Origin of the sequence: Streptococcus oralis Uo5 (genome assembly GCF_000253155.1) — a bacterium.
In the GTDB taxonomy this organism is placed as follows: domain Bacteria; phylum Bacillota; class Bacilli; order Lactobacillales; family Streptococcaceae; genus Streptococcus; species Streptococcus oralis_L.
In genome coordinates this window covers 174,486-190,910 of sequence record NC_015291.1, presented here as the reverse complement: position 1 = coordinate 190,910, position 16,425 = coordinate 174,486, and the positions used below count along the sequence as shown (strand labels likewise).

General features: G+C 44.1%; 11 protein-coding genes, 11 tRNA genes and 3 rRNA genes. 1 reads left to right on the top strand and 24 read right to left on the bottom strand.

What is annotated here, in order from left to right; all coding sequences use genetic code 11:
• Window positions 1-91: 91 nt before the first annotated feature.
• The 19 genes from SOR_RS01025 to pbp2a form a co-directional block, all read right to left on the bottom strand.
• A tRNA-Pro gene (locus SOR_RS01025) sits at window positions 92-165 on the bottom strand.
• Between the two features lie 15 nt (window positions 166-180).
• Window positions 181-254, bottom strand: a tRNA-Arg gene (locus SOR_RS01020).
• 11 nt (window positions 255-265) lie between these two features.
• Window positions 266-351 (bottom strand) — tRNA-Leu (locus SOR_RS01015).
• A 7-nt stretch (window positions 352-358) separates the two neighbouring features.
• Window positions 359-430 (bottom strand) — tRNA-Gly (locus tag SOR_RS01010).
• A gap of 27 nt (window positions 431-457) precedes the next feature.
• Window positions 458-530, bottom strand: a tRNA-Thr gene (locus tag SOR_RS01005).
• A 12-nt stretch (window positions 531-542) separates the two neighbouring features.
• Window positions 543-624: transfer RNA gene (locus SOR_RS01000), tRNA-Leu, on the bottom strand.
• A gap of 5 nt (window positions 625-629) precedes the next feature.
• A tRNA-Lys gene (locus tag SOR_RS00995) sits at window positions 630-702 on the bottom strand.
• Window positions 703-726: 24 nt separating this feature from the next.
• A tRNA-Asp gene (locus SOR_RS00990) sits at window positions 727-799 on the bottom strand.
• 2 nt (window positions 800-801) lie between these two features.
• Window positions 802-874 (bottom strand) — tRNA-Val (locus tag SOR_RS00985).
• Window positions 875-878: 4 nt separating this feature from the next.
• Window positions 879-994 (bottom strand): 5S ribosomal RNA (rrf, locus tag SOR_RS00980).
• A 76-nt stretch (window positions 995-1,070) separates the two neighbouring features.
• Window positions 1,071-3,971, bottom strand: a 23S ribosomal RNA gene (locus tag SOR_RS00975).
• Between the two features lie 124 nt (window positions 3,972-4,095).
• Window positions 4,096-4,168: transfer RNA gene (locus SOR_RS00970), tRNA-Ala, on the bottom strand.
• 51 nt (window positions 4,169-4,219) lie between these two features.
• A 16S ribosomal RNA gene (locus SOR_RS00965) occupies window positions 4,220-5,765 on the bottom strand.
• Together the 16S, 23S and 5S rRNA genes with 11 tRNA genes alongside form the textbook arrangement of a ribosomal RNA operon.
• 232 nt (window positions 5,766-5,997) lie before the next feature.
• A tRNA-Glu gene (locus SOR_RS00960) sits at window positions 5,998-6,069 on the bottom strand.
• 64 nt (window positions 6,070-6,133) lie between these two features.
• Window positions 6,134-6,607 carry a hypothetical protein gene (locus SOR_RS00955; RefSeq protein ID WP_001049309.1) on the bottom strand — a complete coding sequence of 158 codons (474 nt, stop codon included), beginning with the start codon at window positions 6,605-6,607 and terminating at the stop codon, window positions 6,134-6,136.
• Window positions 6,608-6,727: 120 nt separating this feature from the next.
• Complete coding sequence (nusG, locus tag SOR_RS00950) at window positions 6,728-7,264, bottom strand: transcription termination/antitermination protein NusG (protein WP_000376732.1); 537 nt, start codon at window positions 7,262-7,264, stop codon at window positions 6,728-6,730.
• 57 nt (window positions 7,265-7,321) lie between these two features.
• Window positions 7,322-7,498, bottom strand: a complete 177-nt coding sequence (gene secE / locus SOR_RS00945; RefSeq protein WP_000505776.1) for a preprotein translocase subunit SecE — start codon at window positions 7,496-7,498, stop codon at window positions 7,322-7,324.
• 9 nt (window positions 7,499-7,507) lie between these two features.
• A complete protein-coding gene (gene rpmG / locus SOR_RS00940; RefSeq protein WP_001809375.1) occupies window positions 7,508-7,660 on the bottom strand; it encodes a 50S ribosomal protein L33 in 153 nt (50 codons plus the stop codon).
• 52 nt (window positions 7,661-7,712) lie between these two features.
• Window positions 7,713-9,908 carry a penicillin-binding protein PBP2A gene (pbp2a, locus tag SOR_RS00935; protein WP_000762588.1) on the bottom strand — a complete coding sequence of 732 codons (2,196 nt, stop codon included), beginning with the start codon at window positions 9,906-9,908 and terminating at the stop codon, window positions 7,713-7,715.
• 86 nt (window positions 9,909-9,994) lie between these two features.
• On the opposite strand from pbp2a, the gene SOR_RS00930 reads away from it, so the two are divergent.
• Window positions 9,995-10,870, top strand: a complete 876-nt coding sequence (locus SOR_RS00930; protein WP_013670154.1) for an RluA family pseudouridine synthase — start codon at window positions 9,995-9,997, stop codon at window positions 10,868-10,870.
• A 66-nt stretch (window positions 10,871-10,936) separates the two neighbouring features.
• Here SOR_RS00930 and gap read toward each other — a convergent pair whose 3' ends face one another.
• The 5 genes from gap to yajC form a co-directional block, all read right to left on the bottom strand.
• The gene (gap, locus tag SOR_RS00925; protein WP_000260679.1) at window positions 10,937-11,944 is read right to left on the bottom strand and encodes a type I glyceraldehyde-3-phosphate dehydrogenase; all 1,008 of its coding nucleotides are present in this window, start codon (window positions 11,942-11,944) and stop codon (window positions 10,937-10,939) included.
• Between the two features lie 321 nt (window positions 11,945-12,265).
• On the bottom strand, window positions 12,266-14,917 hold the full coding sequence (adhE, locus tag SOR_RS00920; protein WP_000764000.1) for a bifunctional acetaldehyde-CoA/alcohol dehydrogenase: 2,652 nt from the start codon (window positions 14,915-14,917) through the stop codon (window positions 12,266-12,268).
• A gap of 296 nt (window positions 14,918-15,213) precedes the next feature.
• Complete coding sequence (locus tag SOR_RS00915; RefSeq protein ID WP_000413195.1) at window positions 15,214-15,627, bottom strand: MORN repeat-containing protein; 414 nt, start codon at window positions 15,625-15,627, stop codon at window positions 15,214-15,216.
• A complete protein-coding gene (locus tag SOR_RS00910) occupies window positions 15,614-16,057 on the bottom strand; it encodes a low molecular weight protein-tyrosine-phosphatase (protein WP_000724852.1) in 444 nt (147 codons plus the stop codon). Before SOR_RS00910 ends, SOR_RS00915 begins: the two co-directional genes overlap by 14 nt.
• Before the next feature lie 47 nt (window positions 16,058-16,104).
• The gene (yajC, locus tag SOR_RS00905) at window positions 16,105-16,425 is read right to left on the bottom strand and encodes a preprotein translocase subunit YajC (protein WP_025168800.1); all 321 of its coding nucleotides are present in this window, start codon (window positions 16,423-16,425) and stop codon (window positions 16,105-16,107) included.

The following is a 16,425-nucleotide window of genomic DNA, read 5'->3' as shown; positions in this document are numbered from 1 at the left end:
TACCCAAATTTGTTCAGTAAACAAAAAAAGAAGACTCTCAGAATCTCCTTAGTAAATAAAAAAAGATACCCTTAAGTATCCTCGTAATAGATCGGGAAGACAGGATTCGAACCTGCGACACCTTGGTCCCAAACCAAGTACTCTACCAAGCTGAGCTACTTCCCGCGTTAAATAAAAAAATGCACCCTAGAGGAGTCGAACCTCTAACCGCCTGATTCGTAGTCAGGTACTCTATCCAGTTGAGCTAAGGGTGCTCATCATTATATGCCGAGGACCGGAATCGAACCGGTACGATCGTTACCAATCGCAGGATTTTAAGTCCTGTGCGTCTGCCAGTTCCGCCACCCCGGCCTCTCTAAGCGAACGACGGGATTCGAACCCGCGACCCCCACCTTGGCAAGGTGGTGTTCTACCACTGAACTACGTTCGCATTGACCTCTTATTCTATATAAAAAAATGCCGGCTACATGACTTGAACACGCGACCCTCTGATTACAAATCAGATGCTCTACCAACTGAGCTAAGCCGGCTGATTTCTATTATGCGGGTTAAGGGACTTGAACCCCCACGCCGTTAAGCGCCAGATCCTAAATCTGGTGCGTCTGCCAATTCCGCCAAACCCGCAAATATGACCCGTACTGGGCTCGAACCAGTGACCCATTGATTAAAAGTCAATTGCTCTACCAACTGAGCTAACGAGTCTAAAATAACTTCCGTTATCTTAAACGGTCCCGACGGGAATCGAACCCGCGATCTTCGCCGTGACAGGGCGACGTGATAACCGCTACACTACGGGACCTATGGGAGTTAACGGGATCGAACCGCTGACCCTCTGCTTGTAAGGCAGATGCTCTCCCAGCTGAGCTAAACTCCCTCGAGCTAAGCGACTTCCATATCTCACAGGGGGCAACCCCCAACTACTTCCGGCGTTCTAGGGCTTAACTGCTGTGTTCGGCATGGGTACAGGTGTATCTCCTAGGCTATCGTCACTTAACTCTGAGTAATACCTACTCAAAATTGAATATCTATCAAATACCAAGAAAACCTTCGCTTTCGTATTCTCAGTTACTTTGGATAAGTCCTCGAGCTATTAGTATTAGTCCGCTACATGTGTCGCCACACTTCCACTTCTAACCTATCTACCTGATCATCTCTCAGGGCTCTTACTGATATAAAATCATGGGAAATCTCATCTTGAGGTGGGTTTCACACTTAGATGCTTTCAGCGTTTATCCCTTCCCTACATAGCTACCCAGCGATGCCTTTGGCAAGACAACTGGTACACCAGCGGTAAGTCCACTCTGGTCCTCTCGTACTAGGAGCAGATCCTCTCAAATTTCCTACGCCCGCGACGGATAGGGACCGAACTGTCTCACGACGTTCTGAACCCAGCTCGCGTGCCGCTTTAATGGGCGAACAGCCCAACCCTTGGGACCGACTACAGCCCCAGGATGCGACGAGCCGACATCGAGGTGCCAAACCTCCCCGTCGATGTGAACTCTTGGGGGAGATAAGCCTGTTATCCCCAGGGTAGCTTTTATCCGTTGAGCGATGGCCCTTCCATACGGAACCACCGGATCACTAAGCCCGACTTTCGTCCCTGCTCGAGTTGTAGCTCTCGCAGTCAAGCTCCCTTATACCTTTACACTCTGCGAATGATTTCCAACCATTCTGAGGGAACCTTTGGGCGCCTCCGTTACCTTTTAGGAGGCGACCGCCCCAGTCAAACTGCCCGTCAGACACTGTCTCCGATAGGGATAACCTATCCGGGTTAGAGTGGCCATAACACAAGGGTAGTATCCCAACAACGTCTCCTTCGAAACTGGCGTCCCGATCTCTTAGACTCCTACCTATCCTGTACATGTGGTACAGACACTCAATATCAAACTGCAGTAAAGCTCCATGGGGTCTTTCCGTCCTGTCGCGGGTAACCTGCATCTTCACAGGTACTAAAATTTCACCGAGTCTCTCGTTGAGACAGTGCCCAAATCATTACGCCTTTCGTGCGGGTCGGAACTTACCCGACAAGGAATTTCGCTACCTTAGGACCGTTATAGTTACGGCCGCCGTTTACTGGGGCTTCAATTCATACCTTCGCTTACGCTAAGCACTCCTCTTAACCTTCCAGCACCGGGCAGGCGTCACCCCCTATACATCATCTTACGATTTAGCAGAGAGCTGTGTTTTTGATAAACAGTTGCTTGGGCCTATTCACTGCGGCTGACGTAAAGTCAGCACCCCTTCTCCCGAAGTTACGGGGTCATTTTGCCGAGTTCCTTAACGAGAGTTCTCTCGCTCACCTGAGGCTACTCGCCTCGACTACCTGTGTCGGTTTGCGGTACGGGTAGAGTATGTTTAAACGCTAGAAGCTTTTCTTGGCAGTGTGACGTCACTAACTTCGCTACTAAACTTCGCTCCCCATCACAGCTCAATGTTATAGATATAAGCATTTGACTCATATCACACCTCACTGCTTAGACAGACTCTTCCATTCGTCTGCTTTAGTTAGCCTACTGCGTCCCTCCATCACTACATACTCTAGTACAGGAATATCAACCTGTTGTCCATCGGATACACCTTTCGGTCTCTCCTTAGGTCCCGACTAACCCAGGGCGGACGAGCCTTCCCCTGGAAACCTTAGTCTTACGGTGGACAGGATTCTCACCTGTCTTTCGCTACTCATACCGGCATTCTCACTTCTATGCGTTCCAGCACTCCTCACGGTATACCTTCTTCACACATAGAACGCTCTCCTACCATACCTATAAAGGTATCCACAGCTTCGGTAAATTGTTTTAGCCCCGGTACATTTTCGGCGCAGGGTCACTCGACTAGTGAGCTATTACGCACTCTTTGAATGAATAGCTGCTTCTAAGCTAACATCCTAGTTGTCTGTGCAACCCCACATCCTTTTCCACTTAACAATTATTTTGGGACCTTAGCTGGTGGTCTGGGCTGTTTCCCTTTCGACTACGGATCTTAGCACTCGCAGTCTGACTGCCGACCATAATTCATTGGCATTCGGAGTTTATCTGAGATTGGTAATCCGGGATGGACCCCTCACCCAAACAGTGCTCTACCTCCAAGAATCTTGATGTCGACGCTAGCCCTAAAGCTATTTCGGAGAGAACCAGCTATCTCCAAGTTCGTTTGGAATTTCTCCGCTACCCACAAGTCATCCAAGCACTTTTCAACGTGCCCTGGTTCGGTCCTCCAGTGCGTCTTACCGCACCTTCAACCTGCTCATGGGTAGGTCACATGGTTTCGGGTCTACGACATGATACTAAGGCGCCCTATTCAGACTCGGTTTCCCTGCGGCTCCGTCTCTTCAACTTAACCTCGCATCATATCGTAACTCGCCGGTTCATTCTACAAAAGGCACGCTCTCACCCATTAACGGGCTCGAACTTGTTGTAGGCACACGGTTTCAGGTTCTATTTCACTCCCCTCCCGGGGTGCTTTTCACCTTTCCCTCACGGTACTGGTTCACTATCGGTCACTAGGGAGTATTTAGGGTTGGGAGATGGTCCTCCCAGATTCCGACGGGATTTCACGTGTCCCGCCGTACTCAGGATACTGCTAGGTACAAAGACTATTTTAAATACGAGGCTGTTACTCTCTTTGGCTGATCTTCCCAAATCATTCTTCTATAATCTTTGAGTCCACATTGCAGTCCTACAACCCCGAAGAGTAAACTCTTCGGTTTGCCCTCCTGCCGTTTCGCTCGCCGCTACTAAGGCAATCGCTTTTGCTTTCTCTTCCTGCAGCTACTTAGATGTTTCAGTTCACTGCGTCTTCCTCCTCACATCCTTAACAGATGTGGGTAACAGGTAGTACCTGTTGGGTTCCCCCATTCGGAAATCCCTGGATCATCGCTTACTTACAGCTACCCAAGGCATATCGTCGTTTGTCACGTCCTTCTTCGGCTCCTAGTGCCAAGGCATCCACCGTGCGCCCTTATTAACTTAACCTTATTTTTTGACCTTTCAGTCATAAACTCTTATTAATACTACAGCGTTTTCGGTTTATTTTCTTGTTACTATTTGATATAGATATTCAATTTTCAATGTGCATTACTTGGTGATCTCTCACCAATGGAGCCTAGCGGGATCGAACCGCTGACCTCCTGCGTGCAAAGCAGGCGCTCTCCCAGCTGAGCTAAGGCCCCACAAGACCTCTCAAGACTAAACAAGACCAATGTGCAGTTCCTTATCCTTAGAAAGGAGGTGATCCAGCCGCACCTTCCGATACGGCTACCTTGTTACGACTTCACCCCAATCATCTATCCCACCTTAGGCGGCTGGCTCCAAATGGTTACCTCACCGACTTCGGGTGTTACAAACTCTCGTGGTGTGACGGGCGGTGTGTACAAGGCCCGGGAACGTATTCACCGCGGCGTGCTGATCCGCGATTACTAGCGATTCCGACTTCATGTAGGCGAGTTGCAGCCTACAATCCGAACTGAGACTGGCTTTAAGAGATTAGCTTGCCGTCACCGGCTTGCGACTCGTTGTACCAGCCATTGTAGCACGTGTGTAGCCCAGGTCATAAGGGGCATGATGATTTGACGTCATCCCCACCTTCCTCCGGTTTATTACCGGCAGTCTCGCTAGAGTGCCCAACTAAATGATGGCAACTAACAATAGGGGTTGCGCTCGTTGCGGGACTTAACCCAACATCTCACGACACGAGCTGACGACAACCATGCACCACCTGTCACCTCTGTCCCGAAGGAAAACTCTATCTCTAGAGCGGTCAGAGGGATGTCAAGACCTGGTAAGGTTCTTCGCGTTGCTTCGAATTAAACCACATGCTCCACCGCTTGTGCGGGCCCCCGTCAATTCCTTTGAGTTTCAACCTTGCGGTCGTACTCCCCAGGCGGAGTGCTTAATGCGTTAGCTGCGGCACTAAACCCCGGAAAGGGTCTAACACCTAGCACTCATCGTTTACGGCGTGGACTACCAGGGTATCTAATCCTGTTTGCTCCCCACGCTTTCGAGCCTCAGCGTCAGTTACAAGCCAGAGAGCCGCTTTCGCCACCGGTGTTCCTCCATATATCTACGCATTTCACCGCTACACATGGAATTCCACTCTCCCCTCTTGCACTCAAGTTAAACAGTTTCCAAAGCGTACTATGGTTAAGCCACAGCCTTTAACTTCAGACTTATCTAACCGCCTGCGCTCGCTTTACGCCCAATAAATCCGGACAACGCTCGGGACCTACGTATTACCGCGGCTGCTGGCACGTAGTTAGCCGTCCCTTTCTGGTAAGATACCGTCACAGTGTGAACTTTCCACTCTCACACTCGTTCTTCTCTTACAACAGAGCTTTACGATCCGAAAACCTTCTTCACTCACGCGGCGTTGCTCGGTCAGACTTCCGTCCATTGCCGAAGATTCCCTACTGCTGCCTCCCGTAGGAGTCTGGGCCGTGTCTCAGTCCCAGTGTGGCCGATCACCCTCTCAGGTCGGCTATGTATCGTTGCCTTGGTGAGCCGTTACCTCACCAACTAGCTAATACAACGCAGGTCCATCTGGTAGTGATGCAATTGCACCTTTTAAGCAAATGTCATGCAACATCTACTCTTATGCGGTATTAGCTATCGTTTCCAATAGTTATCCCCCGCTACCAGGCAGGTTACCTACGCGTTACTCACCCGTTCGCAACTCATCCAGAGAAGCAAGCTCCTCCTTCAGCGTTCTACTTGCATGTATTAGGCACGCCGCCAGCGTTCGTCCTGAGCCAGGATCAAACTCTCATTAAAAGTTTGAGTTCTCACTCATTTCTGTCACTGACAGATTTATTGTTTTTTTCATTGTTCAGTACTATAACCTCAGTTATAGTGCCCTGCACATTGGTTCGTCTTGTTCAGTTTTCAAAGGTCTTTGCCTCTCATTCTCTCTCGAGCGACAACTATATTAGTATATCACAGCCATCTGTCTCTGTCAACAGATTTTTTAAACTTTTTTCAAGTTTTTTTAACCACAATACACCCATAGTCCGTACGGGATTCGAACCCGTGTTACCGCCGTGAAAAGGCGGTGTCTTAACCCCTTGACCAACGGACCTTGAGCTTTTCAACTCTTTCTATTATACCTACTTTTCCGCCTTTGTCAAGGACTTTTTTTCTCTTTATCGAAATTCTGAAAAGATAAGGGAAAGTTCTCTCAGGAGAGCTTTACGTCCTCTAAAGACTTCTCCTCCCATTAGACGGTCTATTAATTCTTGTTTTTCCATACTCTGCTTTGATTTGTAATTCTTTAGAAGTTCGTGAAAGAGATAATAATCGTCCAGCCTGAGTCCTTTCTCTCCTAGACGATGGCTAATCTCACTCACCTCTTCATAGGGTTCTTTGTCAAAACGGCGCTTGTGGCTTTCCTGTTTACGGATGTAATCTAGGATACGATTTCTAAACTTTGTTTTAAAGCAGACATAAAGTCGATGGCGCTCCCCCTCTAGTAACTCTGGGTTGCAACTCACCAGCTCATACAGACATAACATGCCTTCCTGATTCCAGTCCTCTTTCTCCCACAGATGCAAATGATAATCTTTGCGACACTTATGGACGATTCCCTTACTTTCTTCATATAAATCTTTTAGATTCATAGACCTCTCCTTTCTGCATTTAGTTTAGCAAAATGTGCGAGCCACTGGGTCTACTTCCTCTATTCTATACTTCTTCCTCCCTCAACGGCACATAAAAAGAGAGGCAAAGCCTCTCTGGGGTTATAATTCTGCAATTTGGTTGAGATTCACTTCTGCAATCGTATCATTACCAAACATAGAGATAATCATCTTCACTTTGTTGTTATCAATTTCAGTAATTTTACCTGTGTAGTCTGCAAAAGCGCCATCAATGATGCGGACTGTCTGGCCAACTTCAACATCAATATCAAACTCTTGAACAGTTTGTCCCATTGAAACCAGAATATCACGGATTTCTTGTTCCAAAAGTGGAGTTGGTTTTGATCTGTTACCGTGTGAGCCGACGAATCCTGTTACGTTAGGTGTGTTTCGAACGACGAACCATGCTTCATCAGTCATGACCATTTCTACAAGGACATAACCTGGAAAGCGATTCTCTTCAACTTCCTTTTTCTTTCCATTTTTCTCAACTTGCACGGTTTGTGTTGGAATCTCAACGCGTAGAATATTATCCAACATGTTATACGTTTGCGCACGTTGCAATAGATTTTCTTTTACCTTATTTTCATAGCCAGAATAAGTTTGTAGAACAAACCATCCCTTGTCAAAACTATCCATGATATTTCCTTTCATACATATATAGAAGAAAGCTAGCAGAAGTTCTCCACTTTTCTTCTAAAAAATGTTAATAAATCGAATCAAACCTGATACAATCAACTGGTCAAAAATGTAAATGATGACCACAAAGAAGGCTGTGTATTCCATAATAGAGCGAAAATCTCTCCAGCTTTCTTTGCGAGTTGGCCAAGTTGTTTCTTTAAGAAGTTTAAAAATATCCTTAATAAAACCCATCGTTCTCTCCTATCTCGTTTCTCTATGTGTCGTATATTTTCCACAATGTTTACAAAATTTATTTACTTCTAGTCGTGTTGGCTTGGGGTTCCCACTAATTTTGATTGAGTAATTCCTTGAACCACAAACTGCACAAGCTAGGCTTGCTTTTTTTAGTGCCATAACGCCTCCATCTTATCTATTATAACAAGAAACCTAGGCTTTGACAAGCCTCTTAACGAAATAGATTAAGGATTGAGTCCCATATTGTCTGGGCTTTTTCTTTTATCTTAGCTTCTGAAATCGCACGGCCTGCTTCATCTACAAGATTTTGTGCACGACTACGAATATCTCCTATCGGGTCCTCAGACTGGTTTGTCTCATTTTCAACAACCTGCTTTTTCGTATTTTCTGGTTCAATCCCATTTTGTTTATAAGCATTCTCAACTGTAAAAGTGCTACCTGGAGTGTAAGGCAAAATGGTATTAGCCATACTTCTAAAGACATGGGCTGCTCCATTTGAGGTCGAACCTGCTAGATAATGGTTCTCATCTGTTGTTGGGAAGCCGAGCCAGTGGCTGATGACCACATCTGGAGTATAGCCGATCACCCACTGGTCACTGGTATATTCTGGGTTGAAAACAGCTTCAGTCGTACCTGTTTTACCAGCCATAACATAATCTGCTGGTGACGAACTAATTCCTGTACCATTGGTAAATGTTCCTAGCATCATGCTGGTCATTTTATCAGCTACAGACTTATCAATCACTCGTTTTTGAGAATTTTTATGACTCTTGATGACCTGACCGCTGGCATTTTCAATACGAGTGATGAAATGTGCTTCAGGCATTAGACCTCCATTGGCAAAGGCTGCATAGGCTTGCGCCATCTGGAGAGGATTCGTCTCCACACCTCCACCAAGAGCAACTCCAAGAACTCGGTCAACTTTTTCCATATTTAGGCCAAATCTCTCCCCAGCGTCAAAAGCTTTGTCAATACCTAATTCATTTACTGTCGCAACAGCTGGTAGGTTGAGTGATTCCGCCAAAGCCTGATACATAGGTACTTCTGGAGATGTCTTAATACCTGCATAGTTATCTACTTGATAACTGTTGTACTGCATCGTATGATTATCCAGTTGCTTGTTCAAGGCCCACCCTGCTTCTACTGCGGGTGTATAAACGACTAAAGGTTTAATGGTTGAGCCTGGGCTACGCTTAGACTGAGTGGCATAGTTGAAATTGCGAAAGCCTGGTTTGTCATCACCAGCTACACGACCAACAACTCCACGCACTCCACCAGTCTTGGGTTCTAGAGCAACACTACCTGATTCGGCATGCGTTCCGTCTTCTGCTATTGGAAATAGCGCAGTGTTTTCATAAATAACCTGCATGTTTGCTTGGTAGTTTTGGTCAAGCTCTGTGTAGATTCGATAGCCGTTGTTAACAATCTCTTCTTCTGTGATATTGTACTTGGAAACCGCTTCGTTGACAACTGCATCAAAATAGGACGGGTAACGATAATCCGAAACTTTGCCTTCATACTTATCTTGCAGTTGAGAAGCCATATCTACTCCAGCCGCTTCGGTCTCTTGCTTTTTATCAATATAGCCCGCTGCAACCATATTTTGCAAAACAGTATCCCTACGGTTGGTCGAAGTTTCAACAGAATTTAATGGATTATACAATTCTGGTCCCTTGAGCATCCCTGCTAGAGTGGCCGCCTGATCAAGCGTTAGTTGTGAAGCCGATACACCGAAATATTTCTTACTTGCATCTTCAACACCCCATACCCCATTTCCAAAGTAGGCGTTATTGAGGTACATAGTAAGGATTTGCTCCTTGCTGTATTTCTTGGTCAACTCTAAGGCAAGGAAAAACTCCTTGGCCTTCCGTTCAACGGTCTGATCCTGAGAAAGATAAGCATTTTTTGCCAACTGTTGAGTGATGGTGGATCCCCCTCCAGAACGACCTGCTGTAAGGATAGCTAGAAAGAAACGACCGTAGTTAATTCCATCATTTTTATAGAAGGAACGGTCCTCTGTCGCGACGACAGCATTTTGCAAGTCTTTACTGATATCTGTCAGTTCAACATAGGTTCCCTTTTGACCCGACAGGGCTCCTGCCTCTTTTTCTTCGCGATCAAAAATCAGAGTTCGCGTTTTCAAGGCATTTTGCAAATCATTGACATTGGTAGACTTGGCTATCGCAAATAGGTAGGTTCCTACTATCAAACCTGCACTTAACCCTAAAATGATGACGATTTTTGTCAGATGATAACGACGCCAGAATTTCCGAATCGGACCTACATGGCCTAATTTTTTTCTATCGCTCCGTGAACGACGCATGCTAGTCGAATCAGACTCTGCTGATTCATTCGTTTCTTTTTTAAAGAGAGAAAGAAACTTCTCAAATAATTTATCTAATTTCATGCGTTTATTTTATCATCTTCACCATAGGAACTCAAGAATTTAGCTACTCCCTATCCAAATAGGGCTTTTTTTGTTACAATATCTGTATGCAATTCACATTTACATTACCCGAATCCTTGCCTCAAATGACGGTCAAACAATTTCTAGAGGAACAACTCCTCATCCCTAGAAAAATCCGCCATTTTTTGAGAATAAAGAAGAACATCTTAATGAACCACAAACAAGTTCACTGGAACGAGATGGTCAAGCCAGGGGATATTTGTCAGTTGACTTTTGACGAGGAAGATTATCCCAAAAAAGAAATCCTTTGGGGCAATCCAGACCTCGTTCAAGAGATTTACCAAGACCAACATCTCATTATCGTCAACAAGCCCGAAGGCATGAAAACTCACGGAAATCAACCTGGTGAAATTGCCCTTCTCAACCATGTCTCTGCCTACGTTGGTCAAACCTGCTATGTCGTTCATCGCCTGGATATGGAAACAAGCGGTTTAGTGCTTTTTGCTAAAAATCCTTTTATCTTACCCATCCTCAATCGTTTGTTGGAAAAAAAGGAAATCGCTCGTGAGTACTGGGCACTTATAGAAGGGCGAGTAGAGAGTAAAGAACTTGTCTTTCGAGATAAAATTGGTCGTGATCGACACGATCGTAGAAAAAGAATAGTTGATGCAAAACATGGACAATATGCTGAAACACATGTAAGCAGATTAAAGCAATTCCCAAATCAGACTACCCTTGTCCGTTGTAAACTAAAGACCGGTCGAACACATCAAATCCGTATTCACCTCTCTCATCATAACCACCCTATTCTGGGCGATCCTCTCTATAACTCTAGTTCAAAAGTAAGCAGGCTCATGCTTCATGCCTTTCGACTTTCCTTTACTCATCCACTCACCTTAGAACAATTGAGTTTCACTGCCCTCTCGGATACTTTCGAAACAAAATTAAAACAAAATGGATGACACTATCATCCATTTTTCTATACAAAAAAGCAAGACCAGAAGGCCTTGCTTTTATCAACTCAAGAATTATTTAGCGATTTTTGCAAAGTATTCAAGAGTACGTACAAGTTGTGCAGTGTATGACATTTCGTTGTCGTACCATGATACAACTTTAACCAATTGTTTACCGTCAACGTCAAGAACTTTAGTTTGAGTTGCGTCAAACAATGAACCGTAAGACATACCTACGATATCTGAAGATACGATTGGATCTTCTGTGTAACCGTATGATTCGTTTGAAGCTGCTTTCATAGCTGCGTTTACTTCATCAACAGTAACGTTCTTTTCAAGAACTGCTACCAATTCAGTAACTGATCCAGTTGGAGTTGGAACACGTTGTGCAGATCCGTCAAGTTTACCGTTCAATTCTGGGATTACAAGACCGATAGCTTTAGCAGCACCAGTTGAGTTAGGAACGATGTTTGCAGCACCAGCGCGAGCACGGCGAAGGTCACCACCACGGTGTGGTCCGTCAAGGATCATTTGGTCACCAGTGTAAGCGTGGATAGTAGTCATCAATCCTTCTACAACACCGAAGTTGTCTTGAAGAGCTTTAGCCATTGGAGCCAAGCAGTTTGTAGTACATGAAGCACCTGAGATAACTGTTTCAGTACCGTCAAGAACGTCGTGGTTAGTGTTGAATACGATTGTTTTAACATCGTTTCCACCAGGAGCAGTGATAACAACTTTCTTAGCTCCACCTTTAAGGTGTTTTTCAGCTGCATCTTTCTTAGCAAAGAAACCAGTTGCTTCAAGAACGATTTCTACACCGTCAGTAGCCCAGTCGATTTGTTCTGGATCACGTTCAGCAGAAACTTTAACGAATTTACCGTTAACTTCGAATCCACCTTCTTTAACTTCTACAGTACCGTCGAAACGACCTTGAGTTGTGTCGTATTTCAACAAGTGTGCAAGCATAACTGGATCTGTAAGGTCGTTGATGCGAGTAACTTCAACACCTTCTACGTTTTGGATACGGCGGAAAGCAAGACGACCGATACGTCCGAAACCGTTAATACCAACTTTAACTACCATTAGTGATTTCCTCCTTATGAAAATCATGAAAATTTTATTGTGAAAAGAGTAACTTGAATCACTACAAATCACCTTTCAACAAACCTATTATATAACTATTTGAGTTTAATTGCAAGTACGGGCGTTGATTTTCTCTCCTGCTTTTCTACTTTTTCTTCCCCCTTTTTATTCATCCATTCTTTTATTTCCAAAGCATATCTCTAGAATCTTTTATAATATCTGCATATTCTCTTCATTATCAAGGTGAAACCCCAATTTCAACTCTTTAAGAGTTTACAAAAAAAGAGACAGGATAACTCCTGTCTCTAGGCTGATAAACGATTATTTACGACGTCCTGGTCGTTCTGCATAACCATAGTAAGCATCTGCCATGATTTCTTCCATGTCAGCTACCATTGGCAAGCGTGGGTTAGCAGGTGAACATTGATCTTCATAAGCAAGCAAGGCAATTTCATGCAAGCTGTCTTTCCAAGCTTTTTCATCAATTCCTTGATCCTTGAAGTTCATCTTGATACCTACTGCAACACCAAGTTCGTAAACAGCTTTAGCGTATGCTTCAACTGCTTCTTCTGGAGTTGAGTGAGGCAAGCCAAGCATTTTCGCGATGTCTTGGAATTTCTCATCAGCTTTCCAGTAGTTGTATTTAGGCCATGTAGTCGTCTTAGATGGACGAGTTCCGTTGTAACGGATAACGTATGGAAGCAAGATTGCGTTTGTACGTCCGTGAACAGTGTGGTGAACACCACCGATCTTGTGGGCCATTGAGTGGCTCATACCAAGGAAGGCATTGGCGAAGGCCATACCAGCCATTGTAGACGCATTGTGCATTTTCTCACGAGCTTCTGGGTCAGCTGTCTTAACTGATTTTTCCAACCATTCAAAGACAAGTTTGATTGTTTGAAGCGCAATACCGTCTGTGTAGTCGTTCGCGAAGTTTGAAGTGTAGGCTTCAGTCGCGTGAGTCAAGACGTCCATACCTGTATCAGCAGCGATGAAGTCTGGAACTGATTCAACCAAAGCAGGGTCAACAATGGCAATAGTTGGTGTCAATGAGTAGTCAGCCAATGGATATTTGCGGTTGTTTTTCTTGTCAGAGATAACGGCAAATGGTGTTACTTCTGAACCTGTACCTGAAGTTGTTGGGATACCGATGTACTTCGCTTTCTTACCAAGTGATGGGAAGCGGAAGGCACGTTTACGGATATCCATGAATTTTTGAACCAAGTCACGGAAGTCGATTTCTGGTTGTTCGTAGAAGAGCCACATCACTTTCGCAGCGTCCATTGGAGAACCACCACCAAGAGCGATAATTGTATCTGGTTCAAATGCTTTCATCACTTCAGCACCACGTTCTACAGTTGTGATGTCTGGATCTGGTTCAACATCTGAGAAGACTTGAATAGTTACACGGTTGCTACGTGCGTTCAATTGATCAATAACACGTTGAACAAAGCCAAGTTTTTCGATAGATTTGTCTGTAACAATCAGAACGCGCTCAATATCTTCACATGTTTGAAGGTATTGGATAGAGTTGCGTTCGAAGTAAATTTTTGAAGGAACTTTAAACCATTGCATATTATTTCTACGTTTCCCTACTTTCTTGATGTTTAGAAGGTTAATAGCGCTCACGTTATCACCAACTGAGTTGCGTCCGTATGAACCACATCCAAGTGTTAATGATGGGATGAAGGCATTGTAAACGTCACCAATACCACCGAAAGTAGATGGAGAGTTCCAGATAATACGCATAGCTTTGATTTCTGTACCAAAGCGTTTAGCAAGCTCTTCGTCTTTTGTATGGATAGCTGCTGAGTGACCAAGTCCGTTAAACTCAACCATTTGACGAGCTTTTGTAAGACCATCTTCTGTGTCTTCAGCTTTTAGGACAGCAATAACTGGTGACAATTTCTCACGAGTCAATGGTTCTTTTGGTCCTACTTCTGCACATTCTGCAGCCAAGATATTTGTTCCTTCTGGAACGCTGAATCCTGCTTGTTCAGCAATCCATGCTGCTGGTTTACCAACGATGTTTGCATTTAGTTTAGCACCTGCACAATTTTTGCTGTTAGCTTTCACACCGAAACAGAATTCTTCAAGAAGGGCTTTTTCTTTTTTGTTTACAAAGTAAGTGTGATATGATTTGAATTCTTCTACAAATTCGTCATACACTTCTTTATCAATGATAACGGCTTGTTCTGATGCACAGACCATCCCATTATCAAATGATTTAGACATAACGATGTCATGAGCAGCTTGACGAAGGTCAGCAGATTTTTCTACATAGGCAGGAACGTTTCCGGCACCTACCCCAAGAGCTGGTTTTCCACATGAGTATGCAGCTTTAACCATGGCATTCCCACCAGTTGCAAGAATAGTTGCAACACCTTCGTGGTTCATTAGCGCTCCAGTTGCTTCCATAGATGGCTTTGTAATCCATTGCACACAGTTCTCAGGTGCGCCAGCTGCAATCGCTGCATCGCGAACGATTTGTGCTGCGTGAGCTGATGATTCTTGAGCAGATGGGTGGAAGGCAAAAACGATTGGGTTACGTGTTTTCAAAGCAATGAGTGATTTGAAAATCGCTGTTGAAGTTGGGTTTGTTGTCGGAGTGACACCACAGATTACCCCTACAGGTTCCGCAATCTTTGTCAAACCTGTAATTGGATCATCTTCAATAACTCCAACTGTTTTAACTCCACGCATATTGTTCACTACGTGTTCGCAGGCAAATAGGTTTTTTGTCGCCTTGTCTTCAAATACCCCACGACCAGTTTCTTCAACTGCATGTTGCGCAAGGATACCGTGCGCGTCAAGTGCTGCAACCGAAGCTTTTGCCACGATGTAGTCAACTTGCTCTTGGTTCAGCTTGCGCATTTCATCAAGCGCAACCAAGGCTTTTTTCACGAGACCATCGACATGCTTTTCAGCAGCAAGTTGTTTTTCCTCTGGTGTTACTGTTTTTTTATCAGCCATATTATCCTCCATAGCCTTTAAGGATGTTATCCTTTGTTAATTTTTTCACAAGTTTATTATAACTCTTTTTTTATGCTTTGTAAACAGTTTCATAAGTATTTCACAAAGAATTTTTCTGAGATTGTGATTTTTTTCTCAATATAGCTACGCAATAGAGTTTTGTCTGGACGATTGTGAAATTATGGAAAAAATTTTTTTATTTCACAAAGTTTTTTCTAGTTGATAGTTAGTTCTCGAATTTAAGCGAAGAAAGCGTTTTCTTTTCAGACTTTGAAAATAGTCTCCTAACTTGGAGACTACTGTTTTTGCTGGAAAACGCCTTGTTTAAAGGTTCCTTCATAAACGACTTCTTGCTCTGTCGTCAACTTCCCTTGACCTTCAGCCTGACCATTTACAAAATCACCTTCGTATTTCCAGCCATCTTTTGATTGAAAAGTCCCTTTCCCATTAAAGGCTCCATTATTGAAATCACCTGTATATTGGTCTCCATTTTCAAAGGTCAGGGTTCCTTGACCATTCATTTTCCCACGTACCAAGGTGCCATCATAAACAAGAGCTCCACCATCAAGTGTCAAGACACCTTTTTTAGGCGTATTTAGCAGAAATACCGAAAGAGCACAGAGTACCATTACAACTACTGCAATGAGCTCTAACCTAGAACGAGTTAGGTAAACTCTACACTTCTCATAAAATTGTTTAAGCTTTTCCATTGTCACTCTCTTTTTCTAATCGATCCAGCCAGCTTTGACATCCACTTGTGATACGAGAATAGGTTTCCTCAAAATCTCCTGTATACCAAGGATCTGGGACACTTTCAGATGCAAAAGAGTAGATTTTGTACTGTAGTTCCTGAGGACACATGTGACGCAGATCTGAAACGTTTGAAGCATCCATACCGATAATGTAATCAAACGATTCAAAGTCTTCTCTGCCAATCTGAAGCGATGTTTTATCTTTGTCATACGGGATCTGATATTGCTGGAAAATTCCTTGCGTTCCCTTATGAATCGGATTGCCATGTTCCCATGATGACGTTGCACGACTCTCGATGTGGTAATCGCTCGTCATGGACTTCATCACAAACTCTGCCATGGGACTTCGGCAAATATTTCCTAAGCAAACAAATACTATTTTTTTCATCCCTTTTCCTCTTGTCTCATAGAAAAACGGGAGTGACAGGTCCCGTTTTATTCTTCGATTGCTCCGCCTTCGTCAACAACTGTTCCTTCTGGTGTCACAGCTTCTTTGAGTGGCAAAACGGTCTTAATTGCAGCCAATTCAAAAGTCAAATAAACGCCATCTACATCCAGTACGATTGTACCTTTCTCAGTATCTACTTCATCCACTGTTCCGTAAAGTCCACCAATTGTAATGACTTCATATCCTTTTTGAAGTTTGTTCAAGCTTTCCATACGCTTTTGTGCTTGTTTCTTTTGAGAACGTTGCATAAAGAACATCAAGGCAAACATACCTACAAGCATGATCAAAAATGTTAAATTTGGACTAAT

Excerpts from the sequence above, each read along its gene's own strand:
- SOR_RS00915 (WP_000413195.1), bottom strand. The coding sequence starts at position 15,627 with ATGGAAAAGCTTAAACAATTTTATGAGAAGTGTAGAGTTTACCTAACT.
- secE (WP_000505776.1), bottom strand. The coding sequence starts at position 7,498 with ATGGGTTTTATTAAGGATATTTTTAAACTTCTTAAAGAAACAACTTGG.
- SOR_RS00930 (WP_013670154.1), top strand. The coding sequence starts at position 9,995 with ATGCAATTCACATTTACATTACCCGAATCCTTGCCTCAAATGACGGTC.
- adhE (WP_000764000.1), bottom strand. The coding sequence starts at position 14,917 with ATGGCTGATAAAAAAACAGTAACACCAGAGGAAAAACAACTTGCTGCT.
- SOR_RS00955 (WP_001049309.1), bottom strand. The coding sequence starts at position 6,607 with ATGAATCTAAAAGATTTATATGAAGAAAGTAAGGGAATCGTCCATAAG.
- SOR_RS00910 (WP_000724852.1), bottom strand. The coding sequence starts at position 16,057 with ATGAAAAAAATAGTATTTGTTTGCTTAGGAAATATTTGCCGAAGTCCC.
- gap (WP_000260679.1), bottom strand. The coding sequence starts at position 11,944 with ATGGTAGTTAAAGTTGGTATTAACGGTTTCGGACGTATCGGTCGTCTT.
- nusG (WP_000376732.1), bottom strand. The coding sequence starts at position 7,264 with ATGGATAGTTTTGACAAGGGATGGTTTGTTCTACAAACTTATTCTGGC.
- pbp2a (WP_000762588.1), bottom strand. The coding sequence starts at position 9,908 with ATGAAATTAGATAAATTATTTGAGAAGTTTCTTTCTCTCTTTAAAAAA.
- rpmG (WP_001809375.1), bottom strand. The coding sequence starts at position 7,660 with ATGGCACTAAAAAAAGCAAGCCTAGCTTGTGCAGTTTGTGGTTCAAGG.